Raw genomic sequence first — 23,166 nt, 5'->3', positions numbered from 1 at the left:
CGCTCAGTCCTCCTCGGTGCTCGCCAAGATCTCGGCCAAGTGAATGGCCTTGACCCCGGAGTTCTGCCGAGACAACACCCCGCCGATGTTCATCAGACAGGAGTTGTCACCGGCCACCACGTACTCGGCGTCCGTCTCGCGAATGTGCCGCGCCTTGTCGTTGGCCATCGCCGCGCTCATATCCGAGTTCTTGATGCAGAAGGTGCCACCGAACCCGCAGCACTGCTCTTCGGCGGGCAGCGGCACCATCGTCATGCCACGCACCTTGCTCAGCAGCCGGTAGGGCTTGTCGCCGAGCTTCAGCATGCGACGACCGTGGCAGGAGGGATGATAAGTGACCCGGTGCGGGAAATATGCTCCGAGGTCGTCCACCCCCAGCACATCGATCAAAAACTCCGGCAGATCGTAGATCTGGGTGCTGACCCGATCGACGTCCCTGATCAACCCGGGGTCACCGGTATGGCGAGCGAGCATGGGATGCTGCTCGCGAACAGCACCGGTGCATGATCCCGACGGAGCCACCACATAATCATAACCGGCGAACGCCTTGACATACTGCTTGACGCTCGGGATCGACTCGTCGAAGTACCCGCTGTTCGTGGTCATCTGACCGCAACAGGTCTGCGCCCGGGGAAACTCGACCGTGCAGCCGAGTTTCTCCAGGATCGTGACGACGGCCTGCCCCGTCTGGGGGAACATGACGTCGTTGATGCAGGTGATGAACAGCCCGACGGTTTTACCCAGTCCTGGTTGAGAAGCCACCGCGGTGGCATGAGCCGTAGTAGTTGTCATGACTTTTACCTCCAGTAGTTGTCAATCTCAGGGCAGGATCCAGGACAGCACAGGCGTGGACATTAGACCGGCGAGAATGCACATCAGCACCAGCAGCAGCACCGAGTACTTGAGCACCTTGCGCAAGATAACCGACTCGCTGCCGATCAGGCCGATCGCGGTGGCCGCTACGGTCAGCGACTGCGGGGAGATCATCTTGCCCACCACGCCGCCAGCGGCACCGGTGCCGACCAGCAGATGCCGCATCCCCTCCACGCCCAGCGCGCTCCCCTGGCCGATCTGCTGAGCGACCGTCGATTGCAGATTGGAGAAGAGAATATTGGCCGAGGTGTCCGAGCCCGTGACGTAGGTTCCGATGTAACCGAGCATTGGAGCAAGGAATGGATAGATCGCGCCGGCGCCAGCGATGAACAGACCCAGAGCCAGCGTCTGGCCGGAGTCTCCCATCACGTAGGCGAGCGCGACGACCATGCCGATGGTGAGGGCCGAGAACTTCATCTTCTTGATGTTGACCCACAGTTCTTTCAGGATTGCCCCGATCGACAGCTTGTAGATCAATCCGACCAGGATCGCGACGATGGCCAGCAGGAAACCGGGCTGAGACAACCAAGGCCAGGTGTAAACCTGATGACCGGCCGGATCGCCCGAAGCCGTCAAGAGGTTGCCGGAAAGCAGCGGCCAGTTCATCTTGACGTCGGCACTGCCGAGGAAGGCCTTGACCGGTGGAAGCGCAGCGATAGCGAAGATGACGATGACCAGCACATAAGGCACCAGGGCCATCACGATCCGGGGCGCGGTCAGCGTGGAGGTGTCGACCTTCTCGGCCTTAACGGGATCGGTCTCGATCGACGCATCAACCGGAATGCCGATGCGCTGCGCAGCGGCTTCACCACCGACGGGCTTCCAGAACTTGAGGAACAGCATCGCCAGAACGACCGTGATGATCGCGGCGAAGATCTCTGTCAGGTTGTACAGCGGTGTGGACGCCACAATCCACTTGGTGGCACCGAAGACGATGCCGCAGAACAGGCCAAACGGCCAGACCTGTTTGACACCCTTCGACCCGTCCATGATCTGCAACATCAAGAATGGGACGACGATGCAGAGCATCGCGCAGATCCGAGCGCTCACCGGAGCGACATCAAGCGGATCCAGTCCGGCGGTCTTCGCGGCTTGCAACACAGGGAGCCCAACGGCACCGAACGCGACCGGCACAGTGTTGGCCACCAGGGCGGTGAGAGCAGCACGCAACTTGCCGAACCCGATTCCGATCAACATTGCCGCAGCGATCGCGACCGGCGCACCGAATCCGGCGAGCGCTTCCAGCAGGCCGCCGAAGCAAAAGGCGATGAGGATACCCAGCACTCGCGGATCGTCGCTGATAAGGAAGAACGTCTTGCGCAGATCGTCGAATCGCCCTGAGATAACGGTGATTTGATACATCCATATTGCCGCTACCAGGATCCACACGATCGGGAAGATGCCGTAGAGGAACCCTTGGGCACTACTGGCCAAGGCCAGCGCGGGTGACATCTTGAACGCCAGAATTGCCACCAGCAAAGCGACAGCCCAGGAGAAGATGGCTGCCCAGTAGGCCTTCCAGCGCAGGGCACCCAGTGTGATCAGCATTGCCAGCACTGGAAGGAAGGCGACCAAGGCGGATAGCCACTGGTGCCCCAAAGGGTTGGTGTCAGGCGTAAATACTTCAAGGAAGACCATCGAAACTCCGTCGTTTCCGCCACTCGATAACGATTAGAAGACTCGGCACGGCCAAATCCCCCTGGCGTAGAAGGATTGGTCTTACCAAACCGTCACGTTAAATTGCTGAGCCTTGGAGCGTCAAGTGAGCACGAGGCCGTCGCACCCCAAGTAGGGCTAGGCTCGCCTAAGCTCAGACTGAGCCACGCGGGCGTCAGATCCCCAATGACCAGCGCAGGCGACCCGGGCGGCTATGTGATCAACGATTTCTTCGTGCAATATCCGCTTGCCTCCGCAAAGCTGAGCGGCCGATGATGGCCAAGTGAAAGCGTACGAAGTAGTCCGTCAGCAACTGGAGCGGCAGATCCTCACCGGAGAGCTGTCCGTCGGCTCGTTGCTTCCTGCCGAGCGGGAGATGGCGACCGAATTCGGGGTCAGCCGGGCAGCGGTCCGGGAGGCGCTGCGGGCGATGTCGGCTCAAGGCCTCATCACTTCTCATGTGGGCGCGGGCCCCAACTCCGGCACCCGCATCACCGCGCAGAATGGCCCGGCACTTGGCCATCTACTTCAATTGCACGTTGCTCTGTCGCAATTCCCCATCGACGACGTGGTCGAGGCCAGAATCATGCTGGAGCGCTACTCCGCCAAGCTCGCCGCCGACAACGCCACCCCCGAGAAGCTCACCGGCCTGGATCAGCTGCTGACCAAGATGGAGGCGGAGTTCATGGAGCTGGAGGAGTTCAATGAACTCGACACCCAGTACCACATCGCGATATCTCAACTGGCGGATAATCAACTCATCACCACTCTCACCACCGCGGTAAGGCAAGCCTTGGCTCTACCAATCCGTAAGGCCAGCCAGAATCTTCCCGATTACCAGAGTTTCCGGCGTGACTTGAACAAACAGCACAGAAGGGTGTTCTGCGCCATTGCCGAAAACGACCGTGAAGGTGCCGCTAAGTTGATCGAAGAGCACATCAGAACCGCCTATGCGATCCTGCCGATGGGTGGCAGTGGCGACTGAATGAGGTATGGTCCTACCATATTACGACAAAGGAGTCCAGCACCTATGTCTGTCATCAGTTCACGAACACACTTGACCGAAGCACCCCAAAAGTACGTTGACGAGCTCGCCGCCGCACTCGGCGATGGCGTCGAAGTCACCACCCGGGCACTCGATCGCTTCGCCGTCGCGGTCGACGCCTCGCACTACCTGTCCACACCTCAGGCTTTGGCCCGGCCACGCACCGCGGGCCAGGTCGGCATGGCCATGGCGATCGCCGTGCGCGCCGGCTGGCCGCTCAGCCTGCGCGGAGGCGGCACCAGTCTGTCGGGTCAGTCCTTCTCCACCGGGCTCACCGTCGATGTGCGCCGGCACTTCCGCGACATGGAGGTGCTCGACCACGGGGCGCGGGTGCGCGTCCAACCCGGATTGACGGTCCGCCAGGTCAACGCGCGCCTCGCCAAATACCACACCAAACTCGGTCCTGATCCGGCCAGCGAGATCGCCTGCACGATCGGCGGCATGATCGCCAACAACTCGTCCGGCATGACCTGCGGCACCACCGCCAATACCTATCGGACCCTCGAATCCATGGTGATCGTGCTGCCCTCGGGCACCGTCATCGACACTGCGAGTCCACGCGCAAACGAGATCCTCGCCCTTCAAGAGCCACAGCTCTTCGAGGTACTGGGGCAGCTTCATGATCAGCTCGGGCGTCCCGAAATGCGCACCGATTTGCAGCGCCGCTACGCGATGAAGAACACCATGGGCTATGGCCTCAACTCGTTCATCGACTTCGAGGAACCGGTGAAGATCCTCGAGCACCTGATGATCGGCAGCGAGGGGACGCTCGGATTCGTCGCCGAAGCCACGCTCAGAACGGTGCCGATTCATTCGAAGACCGCGACAGGCTTCTTGCTGTTCAATTCGTTGGACGCCGCCACGCAGGCCCTGCCGACCATCGTCGACAGCGGAGCCGATGTGGTCGAGCTGATTGATTCGGCAGCCATCCTCGCGATGGGCGAAGAAGCCGCTCCGGTGCTTCCGAAGAGTTTCCAGGTCGGCTCCGAAGCCATCCTGCTGGTCGAATACCAGGGCGATTCGGACGACGAGCTCGCCGAGCGATCGGCCGTCGGCAAGGACAGGTTCTCCTCCTTCGATCTGTACGCGGCACCGGAACTCACTCAGGACGCCGGACGCCGCGAGCAGATGTGGTCGCTGCGCAAGGGTCTCTACACCAAGGTGGCGCGCAATCGTCCGAAGGGCACCGCCGCGCTGCTCGAAGACATTGCCGTGCCGATCATGGATCTGGGCAAGGTCTGCAGCGACCTGCAGATGCTCTTCGACAAGCACAATTACGAAGGCGGCGTGATCTTCGGCCACGCCAAGGACGGCAACATCCACTTCCTGGTCACCGAGGACTTCGACGGCCCGGTCTCCATGAAGCGCTACGAAGAGTTCACCGAGGACATGGTCTCACTGGTGCTCGCCAAGCAGGGCACGCTGAAGGCCGAGCACGGCACCGGACGCATCATGGCCCCGTTCGTGCACCGGCAATACGGTGACGAACTCTACGACGCGATGTGGCAGGTCAAGAAGGCGTGCGACCCGGCACACGTCCTCAATCCGGACGCAGTTCTCACCGAGGACCCGAAGCTGCATCTGTCGAACATCAAGCACACCGCTCCGGTTCGTCCGATTCTCGACGATTGCGTGGAATGCGGATACTGCGAGCCGGTGTGCCCCAGCCAGCATCTCACCACCACCCCACGTCAGCGGATCGTCATTCAGCGGGCCATCGCGCACGCCGAAGACGAGCATGACGAGGCCCTGGTCGCCGAGCTGAAGCGTGATGAACGCTATTCGGTGATCGACACCTGCGCGGTCGACGGCATGTGCCAGACGGCCTGCCCGGTGCAGATCAACACCGGCCAACTGATCCGTGATCTCAGGGCAGAGCTTGCACCGACCTGGCTGGACGCCACGTGGCACGGTGCCGCCAAGGTCTGGGGTCCGTTCTTGAGGGTCGCGTCTGCGGGCATGACGGTGGTCGATCATGTGCCGAATGCACCGGTGCGGGCGGTTACCGGGGCCATTCGCAAGGTGGTCGGCGAAGACGTCATGTACACGCTTTCGGACGACCTGCCGGGCGGCGGCCCTGCCAGGCACCCGCATCATGCACCGCATCCGCAGATCGTGTTCATGCCTGCCTGCGTGGGCACCATGTTCGGCACCGGTGCGAGCTGCGGCAAGGGATCGTCGGACGCCTTCCGGCGGCTGTGTGAGCTGGCCGGTATCCGGGTCGAGATCCCCGACGAGATCGAATCGCTGTGCTGCGCCACCCCATGGAAGTCGAAAGGCATGAAACGCGGCGGCAACCTGATGGGCGAGCGGTTGGCCACGGCGTTGGGCAAGGCCAGTAACAACTGGGAGTTGCCGATCGTCTGCGACGCAGCCTCCTGCACGGAGGGCATGGCGGTCGCGCTGGAGCATCAGGGCGTGACCAACGCGAAGATCGTCGACGCCGTCCAGTTCACGGCCGAACACATTGCGCCCAAGCTGCCGCAGTTACCCAAGGAGCATCTGGCGGTGCTGCATCCGACCTGCTCCAGCACTCACCTGGGTCTCAACGACGCGCTGATCATGCTGGCCGGGCTGGTTGCCGACGAGGTCATGGTGCCGAACAGCTGGCGATGCTGTGCTTTCGCCGGCGACCGTGGCATGCTGCACCCCGAGCTGACGGCCACCTCGACCAAGGACGAGGCGGCGGAGGCGAAGGCCGCGAACGCCGACCTCTATATCTCGCTCAACCGCACCTGCGAGATCGGGATGACCAGGGCAACCGGCAAGACCTACACGCACGTGCTGGAGGAGCTCGCGAATCGGGCCGCCCCGACGCGGGTCTGAATCGTGTCGTGGCGCGCAGGGGCCGGCCGGTGTCTGCCTCTGCGCGCCAGGTTGCGGCCGGCCGGGGTTGCCGACGCGAACCGAGAAAACAAAGGATAGGTTCGCTTTCCGGCAACCTTCCCCGTCCGCTCTGCCGAATTGCTCGATGAGCAGATCAGCCGAAGGTGCTACACCGTGACGCCGAGATCAATCTGTTCGACATCGCGAACGAAACCACCCATCAGTCGCCGGCCCAGGCCTTCGAACTCGGCTGGATCGCCGGTGGTGGTGAAGCGGCGAACCGCCTGGTTATTGTCGCTGCGCAGCAGGCCCTTGCGTTTCAGTGTGCCGAATGTCGAGCGGGCGCATTCGTCCGCACTACTGACGAGTGCTACATCGTCGCCCATGATGAAGCTGATTACACCCGACAACAGCGGATAGTGCGTGCAGCCGAGGATGAGTGTGTCGACCTGCTGGTGCTTCAGCGGTTCGAGATACCCGGTCGCGACCTCGATCAATGAATCGCCGGTGGTGATGCCTGCCTCGACGTAGGGCACGAACTTGGGACACACCTGGGTGATGACATTCACCGGGGAGGCCGCAAGTGCGTCGTTGTAGCTGCGGGAGTTGGCGGTGGCCGCGGTGCAGATCACACCGATTCGGCCGTTGCGGGTGATGCCGGCGGCCTTGCGGGCCGCGGGCAGAATGACCTCGATGATCGGGAGGTCGGGATAGCGTTCCCGGGCGTCGCGAAGGGCAGCGGACGAACCGGTGTTGCAGGCGATCACCAGGGCTTTGACGCCCTGACCGATCAACCAGTCGAGGCTTTGCAGAGTGAATTCCCGCACCTGGGCGAGCGGACGCGGGCCATAGGGGGTGCGGGCGGTGTCTCCCAGATAGAGAATGTCCTCGCTGGGCAACAGATCGACGATGGCCCGGGCGACGGTGAGTCCACCGAAACCCGAATCGAAGATGCCAATGGGCGCACAGGACTCGTCATTCACGACGGCAAGTTTACTTACTCCTGAGCCGCCAATAGAGATTCCTGCACCCAGCCGAGCCATTCATAGATGGAGAAGGTCCAGCTGCGCGGGTCGTCGTCCGGCAGTTCATTGATAGCGTCGGCGTCGTCGGCATCGCGGATACCCAGCCGCACCGCGAGGGCCAACCGCAGATTCGTCAAGGTCTTCAGCCATCCTGCCGAGTGGGTCGTGCACACGGCACAGCGTCCCTCGTCCTGGATCTCTTCGAGATCGGCGAGCATGACACGTGCCGCGTCCACCTTGTCGTCGAGTTGCACGGTGCGGGTGAACCGCTGAAAGTCGAAGCCCGCTTGGGGATCGTCCGGATAGGGGTTCGGGAACAGGCGTTGAATCACCGGATCGGAGGAGGCTTCGAAGCTGAAGTCGTCCTCGGTTGTCATTTCGCGTTCGAGGCGGGCAAAAAGTTCATCTTCCTCATCGGGGGTGCTCGAGGTCTCCGGTTCGTCCGGCAGCCAGCTGGTGCCCGGCCCGCCGGCCGGCGCCGTGGAATCCAGCAAGAGTTCAATGAGCTGACCGATCAATCCACTCAACAAGCTGATCTCGGCAGGCTCGAACTGGCAGACCATTTCATCGTCGACTCTGCGGAAAGCCAGCATCATTCTGCCTTGTCCAAGGTCGCCCACAGGCCATAGCTGTGCATGGCCTGCACATCGCGCTCCATACAGTCGCGCCCCCCTGAGCTGACGATCGCGCGCCCTTCCATATGAACCTGCATCATCAGACGTTCAGAGCGGTCCCGGGGGTAATGAAAATAGGTCGAGAAGACATGGGTCACGTAGCTCATCAAGTTCACCGGATCATCCCACACGATGGTGACCCAGGGCTGGAGGGTCTGAGTTTCTTCGGACACGAGCTCCTCGACGGCTGTGCCGCCCACCGTTGCCGCGGATGTCGATTCGCCTGCCATGAGCCCATTCTTCCCCATCCAGCCAAGGCGACAAGGCCTACAGCCGGATTACCTGCCGACTGCCGGGACGCTCCGATGCGTGCGTGTCTGATCCCCGCTACCGGCCGAAGAGAGGTACGGCCGGGTAGTGGCGGTTCGGGCGGGAATGGTTCGCGCCACCAACGCGGGTTCGACGATCCACACCACGAGTCGAGTGCCCGGCGAGACGAGCCGGGGCATAGGCTCGATCCATGACCTCGACAGCATTGCTGACCGACATGTACGAGCTGACCATGATCAAGGCAGCGATGCATGCCGGAGTGGCTTTTCGCCGCTGCACCTTTGACCTCTTTCCCCGCAGGTTGCCCACCGGACGCAGCTATGGTGTGGTGGCCGGCACCGGCCGGGCACTCGAGGGTTTGAAAGATTTCCGGTTCGGACCCGATGAGATCGCTTTCTTGACCGAGCGTGGGGTTGCGGACGACATGCTCGCCGAGTGGCTCGCCGACTATCGATTCTCCGGGACGATCCGCGGCTACCGCGAAGGCGAATTGTTCTTCTCAGGCTCGCCCGTGATGGTGGTCGAGGGAAGCTTCGCCGAGGTCGTCGTGTTGGAGACCTTGCTGCTGTCGATCTTCAACCACGATTCCGCCGTGGCCTCGGCCGCCTCCCGGATGACCTTGGCCGCCGAAGGGCGTCCGATCATCGAGATGGGTGGACGCCGTACTCACGAGTGGGCCGCGGTCGCGTCGGCCCGTGCGGCCTGGATCGCCGGGTTCGGGCCGAGTTCGGATCTGGAGGCGGGCCGCAGCTGGGGAATCCCGGTCAGCGGCACGGCAGCGCACGCCTTCACGATGCTCTTCGACTCCGAAGAAGAGGCGTTCGAAGCGCAACTGGAGACGATGGGCGAAGACACCACGCTGCTGGTCGACACCTACGACGTGGACGAGGCCATCCGCAAGGCAGTCGAGCTCACCGATGGACGCATCGGTGCCATCCGTATCGACTCCGGCGATCTGACCGTCGAGGTGCGCCGGGTCCGCAAGCTGCTCGATTCGCTGGGAGCCACCAAGACCCGGATCATCGTCACCAATGACCTGGACGAATACCAGATCGCGGCGTTGCGTGGCGCTCCGGTGGACGGCTTCGGAGTCGGGACGTCGGTGGTGACCGGCTCGGGGCATCCGACCTGCGGCATGGTCTACAAGATGGTCAGCCGGGCCAACTCGGACGACCCCGATGCCGAGCAGCATCCGGTGGCGAAGAAGTCGCAGAACAAGGGGACGATCGGTGGCCGCAAGACCGTGATGCGCCAGATCGACGAGCACGGTGTGGCCGTCGCCGAGGTCATCGGCGTGGATGTCGCGCCGCGGGCCGACAGCAATGACCGGATGGTGATGGACGATCTGGTGCGTGACGGCGAGATCGTCGGCACCGAGCCGCTTTCGGCGGCCCGCGACCGGCACGCGAAATCACGCGCCGAGTTGCCGCTGTCGGGCCAAAAGATCAGCCGCGCCGAGCAGGCCATCCCGACCGTCTACGTCAGCCAACGAGGCGAGAGCCAAGAGAACATCTACCTGATCGGCGAAGCGCCTGCCAATCTTTAGGATCGCGACGGAGTTGCTGAACTACCCTCGGCTTGATTCGGATTGTTAGGCGGACGATGCGCGCTCTTCGCCATGAGCCCTCGCAAGTACGCAGCGACAATAGCCTCCTCGTTGACGGGTGCTGCACGAATCACTCGCTGCATCAGGAGGCCATCAACGAGGCCAGCAAAATCGTGGGCATTCGTACTCGGCTGACTCACACCGAGAAGCCGCAGCATAACCGTAGCCGTATCGATAAAGGTAGCGCGGACCGTAGGGCGTGTGCTCAGCGCCGCGTGTAATTCCGGATCGCTGCGGCACTCCAGCAGGAGAAGAAGCCGAGCACGATGGTCTTCGGCACGACGCATAGTGGTTTCGAGCCCGGCGACCACTATCGAGGCTGCCGCCTGGGGAGTCAGATCCTGAGGAATCGTCTGCGCCGCGAGGTCATCGGTAACGCGATTCGCCAGGCGATCGATGATCAAGCTGATGAGATCTCGGCGGGAGCGTGCGTAGTAGGACGTCGACCCTGGCGCCAGCTCGAGTTCGCGATCGATATTCAAGTGGGTGAGCGCACGCGCACCTCGCGTAGCCAGGATTCGGATGCCCGCTTCTGCGATCTGCGCCCGGCGATCTGCCACGTGTTACCCCTTCTCGCACCATCAACCTCTCTACGAGTATAGAGTGACGTCATGACCTCTACGGCCATAGAGGACGAGAGCCGCGGACAGATGGTCGTTTGGCTCGAAGAAATCACCGCTGGTGACACGGCAAGGGTGGGCGGCAAAGGGGCAAACTTGGGTGAGTGCGCGCGGGCAGGACTACCTGTGCCGCCGGGCTTCTGCGTCACCGCTGCCGCCTACGCCGAAGCAACCGCCTCCGTCACGAGCCAGCTCGTCGCAGATGCATCGCAAGGTGCTGCATCAGCCGCTCGGCAACGAGTCTTGGCCCTTTCCCTTCCGGAGTCTATGCAGGCGGCAATCTGCGCGGCCTACGCCAACCTTGGCGGGGTACCGGTAGCGGTCCGGTCCTCTGCCACGGCGGAAGACCTGGCAGACGCGAGCTTCGCAGGCCAACAAGATACCTACCTCGGCGTAAGCGGGGCCGATGCGGTTCTGGACGCGGTACGTCGTTGCTGGGGTTCACTGTGGACTGACCGCGCAGTCGAGTACCGTCGGCAGCAAGGCGTCGCGGATGATGGTCTTGCGCTAGCAGTAGTGGTTCAAGCGATGGTGGCTTCAGATACGGCCGGGGTACTGTTCACCCGAAATCCGGTCACGGGCGATGAGACTTCGATGCTGGCGAGTTCCGCTTACGGGCTGGGTGAGTCAGTAGTAGCGGCGCTCGTAACGCCAGATACCTTCACTCTCTCTCGCACTCCATCCGGTGTCGTCTCTCGAGAGATCGGATCGAAGCTGACTCGTATTGATGTGGCCGCTGATGGCGGAACGACACATCTGAGGTACCTATCAATGATCAGGCCAGGCAGAGCCTCCGGGATGATCAACTTCAACGCCTCGTCGAGCTAGGTAAAAGGGTCGAGTCTCACTATGGGAGCGGGCAAGACATTGAATGGGCCTTCGTAGGAGACGAACTGTATCTCCTCCAGGCCCGTCCGATCACCACTAACGCAGAAATCACCGAAGGGCACGCCCCTGCCAACGGACGGCTGGAACGTGCCTTACGCGATGACTTAATCGAACACTTTCCCGCGCCGTTTCCCCTGGATCTTTACGCAGTTCACCGAGTGCAAGACGCCATCCAGGACCTCATGGCAACCGCTGGTCTTAACGCCGTCAGCGCCTCATCACTTACTCAAGGCGATGACGAGGGAATTATCCGGATCACGATCACGAAGCCCCGTCCCACAATGGCGATCGTCACGCACCTACCAACCTTATTCATCAGCGGAATGAGACATGATCCGTCCAGATGGCCCAGCGAAGAAGGTCTCTACTGCCGCCAACTCGACGAACTAGCACACAAGGCCAGCGAACGCGGTTCAGCTAGCGATAGGGACGTAGTCGCGCTGGTGCGAGACGCCGTGGCACACGCAGCGACGATCACCGCCGAGCGATTCGTACGCTACAACGCCCCAATGATCGTTAATCGGGCACTTGCTTCCGGAATCATGAAGCTCACGCACCATAGGAGCCAGATAACTCCGGAAGACCTTTATGCGGGAGTCCCGTACAAGACCGCCGAGATCACGTCCGCGATCAACGAACTCGCCGCTACCGCCCGTGAGACGGGTGTCGCCTCATTGGTCACCGAAGCAGCACAAGGGGCCGTTGATGACGCTCTTTCATCCTCGCAGCCAGGTCGCGACTTTTTGACCCTGACCGATCAGTTCTTGTCCAGCTATGGTGCCCGAACGGCCCGCCTTTACCTTCCTTTCTCCAACCGGTCCTGGCGCGAAGACCGCGAAGCTTTCTATGCATTGCTAGCCGCAACCCTTCGAGGGACCCCTCACGACCAGAGTTACACCGCTAACGCTGCTGAACGCATCGAGAACCAGCTTCCACGAGTTCTGCGCCGCCGGTGGCGAATCAACACCGCACGATTACAAGCACAGCACATCGGTCGCGAAGGTACCCTATATCTGATTGAAGAATTTTTCTGTACGGCCCGTACCGGCATTGATGAGATCGCCGATCGGCTCGTTTCTCGCCAGCAACTTGACCGGACTGACGACATTCGTTTTCTCTACCTCGAGGAGATCGAAACCGCCCTCAGAGACAAGAAGGATCGACTGCAATCGATTGTCGTACGTCGACGCCGCAAGCGTGGTGCAGCAGAGGCTGTCTGGTGGGACCGCGGACAGGTCATTGAGAATAGGGATGTTCTACGAGGGCTCCCAGCGAGCAGCGGACGCGCGGCCGGAACGGCTCGGGCGATTCGCTCACCCGATGAATTCCACCGCCTGCAGCCTGGGGACATACTGATCTGCCCTTATACTGATCCCACTTGGACGCCGCTGTTTACCCTGGCAGCAGCCGTGGTCGCTGATTCCGGCGGACCCTTATCACACGCTGCCATCGTCGCCCGCGAATACGGCATACCCGCAGTCCTCGGGACCGGGAACGCGACCAGCCTCCCCGACGGCGCGCAGCTCATGGTGGACGGTACCAACGGCACCGTCACGATCGACGATCGCCACGACTCATGAATAGCCCAAGCCAAGACTGGAGTTCGTCTCGGAAAAGGCTCTGTGCGTTGACCGTGCTGCTCGCCACTGCGGCATCGAGTCTTATGCAGACTTTTCTGACAGTGAGCCTGCCCACCGCCACCGGAGAACTCGATGCCGTGGCCTGGTATCGGAGAACTCGATGCCGTGGCCTGGTATGGCTGGGTCTCTGGCAGCTATCTGATTTCTTCTACGCTGTTCATCCCCCCTTGGGCGATCTTGTCTGACCGCGTGGGACCTCGCGTGGTACACGTCACGGGCATGCTCGTCTGGGCGCTCGGCACCGCAGCTGTTTCGCTCGCGACTTCTGTCCCTATGCTCCTCGCGGCTCGCGCAGCCCAAGGTATAGGTGCGGCAGCTGTGGTACCGGCTGGCTTTGCAGCGGTTACCGCCGTTTACCGTGATCATTACGGCAGACTCATTGGCATCATGGGCGCGGTACAAGCCACCGTGACCTTGGCAGGCGGCCCCCTCGGGGGCTGGCTCGGCACGTGGTTTGGGTGGCGCCATTCCCTGCTATTGGCTGCCGCATTAGCCGTTCCGCCGATTCTGCTCGGCCTGTTTACCCTCCCAAATAAAAGCACGATCGGGTCTCCATCAACCGAGCCACCTCGTCTACTCCGAGCCCCCGCAGTTCGACGCGCCGTTGCCCAGACGATGCTGCTCGCTGCCCTAGCTTTCGGAGTGTCCAACTACCTACCGCTATTACTCCAAGCTCACTTCCAACTCGACCTCGGCCGAACTGCCCTTCTTGCGACTCCCGCCCTCCTCGGTGTCGCTGTGGGATCAGCTATCGGAGGCCTCGTCTCGGAGCGACACGACACAACCGGCATAGCGTGGGCGATTGTTCTCATCGGTTTACTCCTGGCTTGGACGCCCCTCGTCGCGGCCGCGACTATCGGGAGCGCAATGGCAGCCGCAGGCGTGGGAATCGGACTTCCTTCACAACTCATCGCTGTCGAGCAGATAGCAATATCAGCGCACGCATCCAAAGCAGGCGGCATCATCCAGGCCTCACGCAACATCGGTGGGGCAATCGGTGTCGCCTTCCTCGGTATACCTCTCCAGCTGAACGCAGCTCCTGAAGTTGGGGCCCGATACGCCTTCAGTTTGATGCTCGGCACGGCAATCCTTGCCTCAACGGTTACGGCAATTTTGCGCCGCCATAAGTCATGAGACTACGCACGAGTTCTTACCATTGCAGCGCTGGTTAATCCCATCCGGCTAGGCGATATTCACGAGAACGCGTGTCTGCCGGCCAACGTAAGCAAAGTCCAGCCGGAACACGAGAGTGCTTGATCGGCACGTGGGACCTTCTCCGTCTGGTACTGCAGTGGTCTGACTCCCCGGGCCACTGCAGTACCTGAGTCACTTCCGTATCTATCGATCAGGGGCTACTTCCACAGCTGATAGAAATGGTGCACCGGGCCGTGCCCGTGACCGATGCGCAGCTCGTCCGCGTGTTCGAGGGCCCCGGTGATCCACTCCTTGGCGGCTTCCGCGGTGGACGGCCAGTCGAGGTTGCGGGGACGCAGGGCCGCCAGCGCTGAGCTGAGTGTGCAACCGGTGCCGTGAGTGTTGTTGGTGTGGACGACGTGGGTCGAAATCTCGTGAATTCCGTCGGGGCCGGCCAGCACATCGGTGGCGCGGTCGGTCAAATGATGTCCGCCTTTGACCAGCACCCAGTCGGAGCCAAGTTCCCGCAGCCTGGACGCCTGGGCATGCATCTGGTCGAGGTCGGTCGCCTCGGGCTCGCCCAGCAGGACCGCGGCCTCGGGCAGGTTCGGGGTGATGATCTCGGCCTTGGCTACCAGCCTGCGGATGGCGGCGACCGCGTCGTCGTCCAGCAGCCGGTCACCGGAGGTGGCGACCATCACCGGATCGAGCACGACCGGCACGCTGAGTTCGCCGAGCAACCGGCCGACCTCGTCCGCGAGTTCGGCGGTGGCGAGCATGCCGATCTTGACCGCGTCGATGCGCACATCGGCGATCAGCGTTTCGAACTGGGACCGGACGAACTCCACCGGCACGACATGCACGCCCGCGACGCCCTGGGTGTTCTGCGCGGTGAGCGCGGTGATCACGCTGGTGCCGAAGGCGCCGAGCGCCGAGAAGGTCTTCAGGTCGGCCTGGATTCCGGCACCACCGGACGGGTCACTGCCCGCGATCGTCAACGCGACCGCTGGCTCGGCGGCGGCCGTCCAAGCGTCCACGAGTTCGCGGGTAGCGGCGCCGGCGTCGGGCTGCCCGCAGATCGCGCTGATCACCGAGACCCCTGCGAAGCCGGAGCGCCTGACCGCCGCGGTGTCGGCCGCCTTCACTCCTCCGATCACCACGGACGGCCAGGGGCTGCGGTCTGCAAGGGGGATGAGCTTGCGCATTCCTGTGGCCGGCACATGTCCCGGTTTCGATGCGGTCGGACGCACCGGGCCGAGCCCGATGTAGTCCATCGCGTCCCGGGGAATGTTGGCGATGGCCCACTCGAGCTGTTCAGCGGTCTCCACCGTCAATCCGAGAATGGCGTCCGATCCGAGTATCTCGCGAGCCTGAGCCACCGGCATGTCGTGCTGGCCGACATGCGCACCATCAGCACCGGCCGGGCCGACCAGGTGCACCCGGTCGTCCAGCAGCACGGGCACACCGGTGCCGCGCGCCACCTCGACGACCTGGCGGGCAAGGGTGAGAAACTCGTCATCGCTCGCATCGGGGTCGCGCACCTGCACCAGCGTGGCGCCCGCCGCTATCGCCTGCCGGACGGTCTCGGCAACGCCGAGCGACCCGCACTGCGCAGTGTCGGTAACCAGATAGATCGAGAGATCGAGATTGTCGCGCACGCTCACGACAGCTTCACCCGGTCTGCCGCCTGCTCGGGAGTGAGCGCGTCGAGGGCGTCCAGCAGCCCGACCACGAAGCTGCCCGGGCCTTTCGCTTCGGACGCGGAGACCTCCGCGGCGATGTTGAGGTGGGACGTCGCAGCGATCGCGGCGTCCAATGGATTGGTGACCGATGCGTAGGCGGCCATCACCGCGCCCAGCGAACAGCCCACGCCGGTGACCTTGGCCAGCATCGGGCTGCCGTTTGCCAGCTTCACCACGTCGTCGCCGTCGGTAATGACGTCGACCGGCCCGCTGACTGCCACCACACAGCGGTACCGCCTCGCCAACTCTCGGGCGGCGTCGATGGCATCGAGCGTGCTGTCGATGGCCTCGACTCCCCTGCCACCCGAGGTGGTGCCGAGGAATCCCAAGATCTCGGACGCGTTGCCGCGCAGGATGGTGGCGGGGTTCGCCTCCATCATCTTCTTGACTTCGCCCGTGCGCCACAACAAACCTCCGGCGCCGACCGGGTCGAGCACCCAGGGCTTGCCGGCAGCGACCGCCGCCGCCGAGGCCAGCCGCATGCCTTCCATCTGTTCGGCGGACGGGGTCCCGTCGTTGACGAGCACACCGGAGGCGACATGGGTGGCGAAATCTGCCGCCTCTTCGGGGTTGTCGCACATCGCAGGTGAGGCACCGACCGCGTACAAAATATTGGCGGTGAAGTTCATCACCACCTGGTTGGTCAGGCATTGCACGAGCGGCGTCTGCGTCCGCAACGCGCTGATGCTCTCATTGAGAGCCGAAACATGAGAACTGAGGGTCATCGCTGACGTCCCTTCGCTAGCACTACCTAGATCAGGTAACTACGGGTCTGGTCTCAGCCGGTACCTTCCCCGGCACCCCGCGTCTGAAAATGAGATTAGCACCCTGTATCGGCACAGCCGCGCCCCGAATCGACGGCCGCGCCCGAGATACCTGGCGCGGATGTCGATTTCGAGCGCGTTTGTGTTGGGCACGGCGCGGTTGGCGTCAACTACGACTCAAAATCACATCCAGTCGCCGGTCGCGTGCTCGATCTCGGCACCGATGGTCGTGTCAGCGCCGTGGCCGGTGTGCACGACGGTGTCGGCGGGTAGCACGAACAGCTTCTCCTTGATGGAGCGCTCGATCTGTTCGCGCGAGCTGAACGAGCGTCCGGTTGCCCCAGGGCCGCCTTCGAAGAGGGTGTCTCCGCTGAACAGCACTCCCACGGCGGGCACATAGAAGCAGGTCGACCCCGGCGTATGGCCCGGTGTCACTATTGCCCGGATCTCGGCCCCACCTACGGTGAAGGTGTCGCCGTCGGCGATGTCGTCGTCCCATTCGATGCCCGGCAGGGTGAGGTCCCAGACGGGCTTATCGGCCGGGTTGAGCAAGACCGGGGCGTCAAAGACCGCCGCGAGGTCCGGAACATAGCGGATGTGGTCGTCGTGGGCATGCGTGAGCAGCATGCCGATGCATTCCCGCTCGCCCACCAGATCACGAACCGCGTCGATGCTGTGGGGCGCATCGAAGACAACGCACTGTGTCTCGTCGCCGAGCACCCAGACGTTGTTCTCGACATCGTAAGTTTCGCCATCCAGGCTGAAGGTGCCCTCGGCGATTGCATGATCGACCCGAATGCTCATTGTTGTCCCCTCCTGTTGTCGGCAAATTCGGATGAGGCGGCTGCGCTGCCCGCCTCCGATAGTGGCCTGTCGTGCCCGCGGGATCGGCAATACCGAGATTGCCTGCCACGAGCCCTGCGGTTGCCGAGGGCGGTCACGAGTTCACCACCACCGTTCTCAGCACGTTGCCGTCGTGCAGATTCGACATCGCCCGGTCGGCACCGGCCAGGTCGGTCGTGCCGGTCACGAACCGGTCGAGCGGGAGCCGGCCCTGCAGATAGAGGTCGACCAGGTAGGGGAAGTCGCGCTCGGGCAGGCAGTCGCCATACCACGACGACTTGGTGGCACCCCCGCGCGAAAAAACATCGGCCAGCGGCAATCGCAGTTCGGCGCTCGGCGCGGGCACGCCCACCAGGACCACGCGTCCGGCCAGGTCACGAGCGTAGAAGGCGGTCTCAAAGGTGGCCGGGATGCCGACGGCGTCGATCACCACGTCCGCCCCGAAGCCGCCGGTCAGCTCTTGCACCTTGGCGACGATCTCATCTCGGCCGAGCCCCCTGGAGTCGATCAGATCGGTGGCTCCCAGGTCGCCGGCGGCCTGCAGCTTCTTCGCATCGATATCGATCGCGATGACCTTCGTTGCGCCTGCCAGTACCGCCCCTGCCACGGCGGCACAGCCGACCCCGCCCAGACCGATGACCGCCACGGACTCCCCTCGCTGCACGGCACCGGTGTTCAACGCCGCGCCCAAACCTGCCATCACTCCGCAGCCGAGCAGGCCGGCCACCTCGGGCCTGGCGTCCTCGTTCACCTTGGTGCATTGCAATTCGTGGACGACGGTCTGCTCACAAAAAGCCCCGATTCCCAAGGCCGGAGTGAGTTCGGTGCCGTCGGGCAAGGTCATTTTCACCGATGCGTTGAACGTGTTGAAGCAGTATTGCGGCTGGCCCTTCTTGCAGGCCCGGCATTCGCCACACACCGCGCGCCAGTTCAGCACGACATAGTCGCCGACCCCCACATGGGTCACCTCACTGCCCACCTCGACAACGCGTCCGGCCGCCTCGTGACCGAGCAGGAACGGGTAATCGTCGGTGATATCGCCTTCCCGGTACGCCAGGTCGGTGTGGCAGACGCCGCAGGCCTCGACCCGGACGACGACATCGCGCGCCCCAGGGCCGGGGATGACGATATCGGTCAGCTCGGCGAGCTGCTTCGCCTGCCTGGAAACGACGCCTTTGACGGTACGCGGCATGAATCGGACCTCCTGGTTACGGCTGCTTGCCCACCTGGTTTCGGCTATTCGACCACCATAACGGTGAGCTGCGACAAAAGAACGCATGATCGCCAGACTTCCGGCAGCGCAATCGCCTGAGGCCGAAGTACCGATCCGCCGATCACGTCGCGGGCTTCACAACCTTCGTAGTGACAAAAGCGCGAAGCTACGCGCCGGGCGTCGTGAGTGCCCTCTTCGTATCCGGTGCTCATGAACGAGGAACACCCCTCGGATACCACTCGCCGCAGCGCTCATCGGCGGATTCAGGCTGGCCTAGCGTCCGTCGGAACCGAACGGGCTCGGCACCCAGGAGTATCCGTTCAGCACCGACGCCAGCCGCATCGGACGCTCCATCCGGTACAGATCCTCAAGGGTGATGGGCTCGCCATGCGGTCCCGACAGCGGGATCTGCCAATTGGGGTATTCCCGCCAGGTGCCCGGCTGATTCTGAATCCGATAGTCACCGACCGCGTCCACCAAGGCCACATTGAGCACCTTGGCGTCGGTGATCGTCAGGTAGCGGTACAGCGCAAGAACCTTCGCCTCGGTGTCATCGTCCACATCGTCGGTGAACAGGCCGCGTTCGTCCAGCCGCCCGATCCAAGCTTCTTGCTCGCGCTCGGCGTCGGCCTCTTCTTTCTCGTAGGATTCGGTGAGCAACCCGAGTTCGTGGCGCAGCCGCACATGTTCCTTGTCCAGGTACCCGGCCGTGGGCGGCAGATCATGGGTGGTCACCGAAGCCATCACATATTCACGCCATCTGTCGGCCGGCGCGGGATTGCCGTCTTGATCGTGTTCGAACCACAACACCGAGGTGCCGAGGATGCCACGCTCGGCGAGATAACCGCGCACCCACGGCTCCACCGTGCCGAGGTCTTCGCCGATCACGAATGCTCCGGCCCGCTGGGCCTCCAGCATGATGATGCCGACCAGCGCGTCGTGGTCGTAGCGCACATAGGTGCCTTCTCTGGGCGAGCCGCCCTCAGGGATCCACCACAGCCGGAACATGCCCAGGATGTGATCGATCCGCACTCCGCCCGCGTGGCCGAGAGCTGTCTGCAGCATGCTGCGGAACGGCGCGTAGGCGGTGTCGGCGAGCCGGTCGGGACGCCACGGCGGCTGCCCCCAATCCTGGCCCATCTGGTTGTATCCGTCCGGGGGTGCTCCGACGCTGATGTCTTGCGCGTAGACGTCACGCATCATCCAGGTGTCCGCGGACGCCCCGCTCACCCCGACCGCCAGATCGGTGATGATGCCCACCGACATTCCGGCGTCCTGCGCGGCCTGCTGGGCGTCGCTAAGCTGCGTCCAGGAGATCCACTGCAGCCACTCGTTGAAGGTGATCTCGTCCAGATAGTCGTTGCGTAGTCTCGCCACCCGTGGCGAGCTCGGACGCCGCAGATCCTCATCCCACAGCCGCCAGTCGTTGCCGTAGTGCTCACACAGGACGCACCACAAAACGAAGTCACGAAGCGCACGGCCCTGACGGCGTTTGAAATCGTCGAATGCCATCTGCCGTGCCGAACGCAGCCCCGCCTGGTAGATGATGCGCAATGCTTCGCGCTTGAAGCGCCACGAGGTGTCGCGGTCGATCAACTGCTCGCCGGCCAACTCGGCGTCCAACTTCTGGTGCAGCTCGCTCACCCGGTCGCGGTCTGCCTGACTCAATATCGCGTATTCGGGTATGGCCTCGGGACGCAGATACATGGGGTTGATGAACAGTCTGGAGCTCGGCAGATACGGTGAGACATCCATCGGCGGCACCGGCTGGGCGGCATGCAACGGATTGATCAGCACGTACTCACTGAATTGCTGGGTCGCCGACCACACCGCCAGATCAGACAGGTCCATGAAGTCGCCGATGCCCCACGAGTTCTTCGATCGGACGCTGTACAGCTGCGCGGCGTAACCCCAGATTCTGCGGTCACCCAGATTTGCCGGTAGCCCGAGAAAACGTGGCGTGATGATCAAGGTCGAATCGGACTGCCGATCGTCGGACAGAAGCTCGAGGCGATGGTAGCCGGTCGGCAGATCCGAGGGGATGGCGAAGCTGGCCTCACCGATCAGCACTCCGTCGACATCGCGTGGCTCCACCATGTGATGGCGCTGCCCCAGGTAGCGCACTTCGCCGTTCTCGAGCCGCAGCCTGATCTGTGCCGGATGGCCATGTGCCACATGCGCCTCGACATGGGCCGAGTCGCCCTCGCTGACCACCACCACCGGCGGCAAGCCACGGCGCCAGGGCTTGAGTTCCAGCTCGGCGAGAGCGGCTTCAGCGCTCTCGCCGGTGGCCGCGTCCACCCCCATGGCGGCCATCACCGCGACGATGGTGTGCTCGGATACCGGAGTGTGCCGCCCCTTCCAATCCCAGAAATCGGTGGCAATACCGAGTTTCTCGGCAAGAATCCGCAGGGACGACTCGTGACTCATTCTGCCTAGTCCTTTTGGGTGTGGGCTGGTGTGCACCCACACCCTAACTTATTCCTCAGCGAATCTTGACAACCTGGGTGCGGGCGATCATGTCGTGCAATGCCTGCTTCTTCGTGTTAGCCAACGGAAGCAGAACATTGATGAGGAAAAGGATGCTGATCAGCCCCAATCCGTAATAGGCGACATTGCGCAGCAGAGCGGTACCGATGCTCAGACCGTTGTGCTGCTGGCCCTGGCCGGTGCGGGCCACCCGCAATCCGATGGCCAGCTGCCCCAGCGTGCCGCCCTTCCAGACGAGCATCCCGGTGGCGTAGGCGATGCTGATCGCCACATTGATAAACGAGATCGTCCGCATCGGGCCCGCCAGACCGTATTGCGGATCCGTATAGTCGGGTATCGCCGATGCGCCCGTCTGGGCGGCCAGCACCATGTCTTCGAACCACGCGTTGAAACCGGTTATCAACGTATCGGCGAAGGGCAGCATCACCAAGGCAGCAACGATCGTGAGGATCAAGCTGTCGAGGATTGCCGCGCCGACCCGCGCCCACCAGCCGGCCAGCGGGACACCGTCGGCGGTCGTCGGCCCGTAATAGCCGGCACCCTGATATTGCGAGTAGCCCTGCTGGGGCGGGTAGCTCGGTTGGTATGCCTGCTGATGACCCTGGGCGGGTTGGTAGCTGCCGGCCTGAGGCCCGTAGCCGGTCTGGCCGGTGGCGGTCACGCCTGCGAAGCCTGGCTGCCCGAATCCGGGTGTTGTGGTGACCTGTCCCGTCTGCCCGGGCTGTCCCGGCGTGGCGATCGGACGCATTCTGGTCGTCCACCGCGTACCGTCCCAATAGCGTTCCTGACCCTCATTGGCAGGATCGGGATACCAGTCGGCAGGTGGCAGTTGCTGGGCGGGATCGTATTGCTGGCTCACTCCTCCAGCATCCCACAGGAGCGGGAACGCTCAACAAGCCTCACGCGCCCATTCCTGAATGAGTTGCCTCGCACCGAGGTACGCGGGCTTCAGGCGTCCGGGGCACAGCGACCAGTGGGGTCTACCGGCAGTCGTGCAAAACCTTCCGCGATTGACGGTCGCGTACCCAGCACCGAGCACACACCACAAGCGATCGGCCCCGATCACGGAAGAATTCGCACGCCGACAATGAGCGCCTCACTCAAAAAATCGCCTCGACGAGAAGGGTGAACGCCGAAATCGTGGACAAGGCGAGAACGCCGATCTTGAAACCGCGCCTGCCGATGTGCTTGCGCAGCCGGCGGGCGATCAGCAGTCCGGCCACCGCGGTCGGCGCCATCACCGCACCGACGACCACCGAATTGGTGTGCAGGGTTCCACTCGCCGCGAAGCCGGCGAGTGAGACCGCCGAGCCGAAGAGGAAGGCCGCTGCCAGGGTCGCTCGCACCCGCGCCGGTTCGTCGTGCGACAACACGATGGCGATCGGTGGCCCACCGATGCCCGAGGAGCCTCCGGTCACCCCCGCCAAGAATCCGCTGCCGAACAGGGTTCCGCGGTTACGGGGAATGGCGATGCGAACGGATTCGAGAAGCACCATCACGAGCACCACCACGCCGATCAGCATCTGCAACGCCGAAACCGGCAGTATCAGGACGAGGTAGATGCCCAGCATGGTGGCGGGCACTCTGCCCAGCATGATCCAGCCCAGGGCACGCCAATCCAGCTCACGGCCTTCGTCGATCAAAGTGACCACCGGCATCAGCGATGCTGCCATCACCACCGAAACCGGCACCAGTTCGGGATAGACCAGCGCCAGGATGGGTGAGGCCACCACGCCCATTCCGAAGCCGATCACCCCTTGAATCAGACCTCCGGCCAGCGCGAGCAGAACCGCCACGATGAAGATTCCCACCGGCACATCCATGACTGTGTCAAGTCCTCCTCGACTCATTTCGTTC

General features: G+C 63.0%; 18 protein-coding genes, 3 pseudogenes and 1 riboswitch. Of the genes and pseudogenes, 7 read left to right on the top strand and 14 right to left on the bottom strand.

The features are described 5' to 3' along the window. Positions 1–3: 3 nt before the first annotated feature. Together QQ658_RS03005 and QQ658_RS03000 are read right to left on the bottom strand one after the other, a co-directional pair. Positions 4–807, bottom strand: coding sequence for a (Fe-S)-binding protein (locus tag QQ658_RS03005; RefSeq protein WP_286027020.1), 804 nt, complete (start codon positions 805–807; stop codon positions 4–6). A gap of 12 nt (positions 808–819) precedes the next feature. Beyond that, on the bottom strand, positions 820–2,511 hold the full coding sequence (locus QQ658_RS03000; protein WP_286026202.1) for an L-lactate permease: 1,692 nt from the start codon (positions 2,509–2,511) through the stop codon (positions 820–822). A gap of 301 nt (positions 2,512–2,812) precedes the next feature. Here QQ658_RS03000 and QQ658_RS02995 point away from each other — a divergent pair, with 301 nt between their 5' ends. Both QQ658_RS02995 and QQ658_RS02990 read left to right on the top strand, forming a co-directional pair. Then, entirely contained in the window at positions 2,813–3,514 is a 702-nt protein-coding gene (locus QQ658_RS02995) for a FadR/GntR family transcriptional regulator (RefSeq protein ID WP_286026201.1), read from the top strand. Positions 3,515–3,559: 45 nt separating this feature from the next. Further along, positions 3,560–6,400, top strand: a complete 2,841-nt coding sequence (locus QQ658_RS02990; RefSeq protein WP_286026200.1) for an FAD-binding and (Fe-S)-binding domain-containing protein — start codon at positions 3,560–3,562, stop codon at positions 6,398–6,400. Between the two features lie 167 nt (positions 6,401–6,567). Here QQ658_RS02990 and murI read toward each other — a convergent pair whose 3' ends face one another. Genes murI through clpS form a run of 3 tightly spaced genes read right to left on the bottom strand, consistent with a single transcriptional unit; the run spans position 6,568 to position 8,329 of the window. Then, positions 6,568–7,383 carry a glutamate racemase gene (murI, locus tag QQ658_RS02985; RefSeq protein ID WP_286026199.1) on the bottom strand — a complete coding sequence of 272 codons (816 nt, stop codon included), beginning with the start codon at positions 7,381–7,383 and terminating at the stop codon, positions 6,568–6,570. Positions 7,384–7,397: 14 nt separating this feature from the next. Next, positions 7,398–8,021 (bottom strand): DUF2017 domain-containing protein, encoded by a 624-nt coding sequence (locus tag QQ658_RS02980; RefSeq protein WP_286026198.1) that lies wholly within the window; start codon positions 8,019–8,021, stop codon positions 7,398–7,400. Continuing rightward, the gene (gene clpS / locus QQ658_RS02975; RefSeq protein WP_286026197.1) at positions 8,018–8,329 is read right to left on the bottom strand and encodes an ATP-dependent Clp protease adapter ClpS; all 312 of its coding nucleotides are present in this window, start codon (positions 8,327–8,329) and stop codon (positions 8,018–8,020) included. Before clpS ends, QQ658_RS02980 begins: the two co-directional genes overlap by 4 nt. 230 nt (positions 8,330–8,559) lie before the next feature. Here clpS and QQ658_RS02970 point away from each other — a divergent pair, with 230 nt between their 5' ends. Continuing rightward, positions 8,560–9,915, top strand: coding sequence for a nicotinate phosphoribosyltransferase (locus QQ658_RS02970; protein ID WP_286026196.1), 1,356 nt, complete (start codon positions 8,560–8,562; stop codon positions 9,913–9,915). Here the strand turns inward: QQ658_RS02970 and QQ658_RS02965 are convergent. Further along, on the bottom strand, positions 9,912–10,535 hold the full coding sequence (locus QQ658_RS02965) for a TetR/AcrR family transcriptional regulator (protein ID WP_286026195.1): 624 nt from the start codon (positions 10,533–10,535) through the stop codon (positions 9,912–9,914). The genes QQ658_RS02970 and QQ658_RS02965 overlap by 4 nt on opposite strands. Before the next feature lie 51 nt (positions 10,536–10,586). Here QQ658_RS02965 and QQ658_RS02960 point away from each other — a divergent pair, with 51 nt between their 5' ends. From QQ658_RS02960 to QQ658_RS15335, 4 genes and pseudogenes are all read left to right on the top strand, one after another. After that, positions 10,587–11,423, top strand: coding sequence for a PEP/pyruvate-binding domain-containing protein (locus tag QQ658_RS02960; protein ID WP_286026194.1), 837 nt, complete (start codon positions 10,587–10,589; stop codon positions 11,421–11,423). Further along, positions 11,363–11,494, top strand: a pseudogene (locus tag QQ658_RS15340) (PEP/pyruvate-binding domain-containing protein); the annotation flags it as partial. The gene QQ658_RS02960 and the pseudogene QQ658_RS15340, both read left to right, overlap by 61 nt. Before the next feature lie 171 nt (positions 11,495–11,665). Then, a complete protein-coding gene (locus QQ658_RS02955) occupies positions 11,666–13,063 on the top strand; it encodes a PEP-utilizing enzyme (RefSeq protein WP_286026193.1) in 1,398 nt (465 codons plus the stop codon). Between the two features lie 132 nt (positions 13,064–13,195). Continuing rightward, the gene (locus QQ658_RS15335; protein ID WP_353057937.1) at positions 13,196–14,257 is read left to right on the top strand and encodes an MFS transporter; all 1,062 of its coding nucleotides are present in this window, start codon (positions 13,196–13,198) and stop codon (positions 14,255–14,257) included. Positions 14,258–14,475: 218 nt separating this feature from the next. Here the strand turns inward: QQ658_RS15335 and thiD are convergent. The 8 genes and pseudogenes from thiD to QQ658_RS02920 all read right to left on the bottom strand — a co-directional run. Then, a pseudogene (thiD, locus tag QQ658_RS15495) lies at positions 14,476–15,246 on the bottom strand (bifunctional hydroxymethylpyrimidine kinase/phosphomethylpyrimidine kinase); the annotation flags it as partial. Positions 15,247–15,267: 21 nt separating this feature from the next. Further along, a pseudogene (gene thiE / locus QQ658_RS15490) lies at positions 15,268–15,915 on the bottom strand (thiamine phosphate synthase); the annotation flags it as partial. 2 nt (positions 15,916–15,917) lie between these two features. Next, entirely contained in the window at positions 15,918–16,724 is an 807-nt protein-coding gene (thiM, locus tag QQ658_RS02945; RefSeq protein ID WP_286026191.1) for a hydroxyethylthiazole kinase, read from the bottom strand. Then, positions 16,716–16,814, bottom strand: a riboswitch (TPP riboswitch). (Overlaps the previous gene by 9 nt.) 132 nt (positions 16,815–16,946) lie before the next feature. Next, positions 16,947–17,567 carry an MBL fold metallo-hydrolase gene (locus tag QQ658_RS02940; RefSeq protein ID WP_286026190.1) on the bottom strand — a complete coding sequence of 207 codons (621 nt, stop codon included), beginning with the start codon at positions 17,565–17,567 and terminating at the stop codon, positions 16,947–16,949. A 133-nt stretch (positions 17,568–17,700) separates the two neighbouring features. Beyond that, on the bottom strand, positions 17,701–18,798 hold the full coding sequence (locus QQ658_RS02935; protein WP_286026189.1) for an S-(hydroxymethyl)mycothiol dehydrogenase: 1,098 nt from the start codon (positions 18,796–18,798) through the stop codon (positions 17,701–17,703). Between the two features lie 294 nt (positions 18,799–19,092). After that, complete coding sequence (malQ, locus tag QQ658_RS02930; RefSeq protein WP_286026188.1) at positions 19,093–21,249, bottom strand: 4-alpha-glucanotransferase; 2,157 nt, start codon at positions 21,247–21,249, stop codon at positions 19,093–19,095. 55 nt (positions 21,250–21,304) lie between these two features. Continuing rightward, positions 21,305–22,168 carry an RDD family protein gene (locus QQ658_RS02925; protein WP_286026187.1) on the bottom strand — a complete coding sequence of 288 codons (864 nt, stop codon included), beginning with the start codon at positions 22,166–22,168 and terminating at the stop codon, positions 21,305–21,307. Positions 22,169–22,409: 241 nt separating this feature from the next. Next, entirely contained in the window at positions 22,410–23,120 is a 711-nt protein-coding gene (locus QQ658_RS02920; protein ID WP_286026186.1) for a sulfite exporter TauE/SafE family protein, read from the bottom strand. Between the last annotated feature and the right edge of the window lie 46 nt (positions 23,121–23,166).

Source organism: Propionimicrobium sp. PCR01-08-3, from assembly GCF_030286045.1.
Classification (GTDB): domain Bacteria; phylum Actinomycetota; class Actinomycetes; order Propionibacteriales; family Propionibacteriaceae; genus Brooklawnia.
This window is presented reverse-complemented; position numbering and strand designations above follow the sequence as displayed.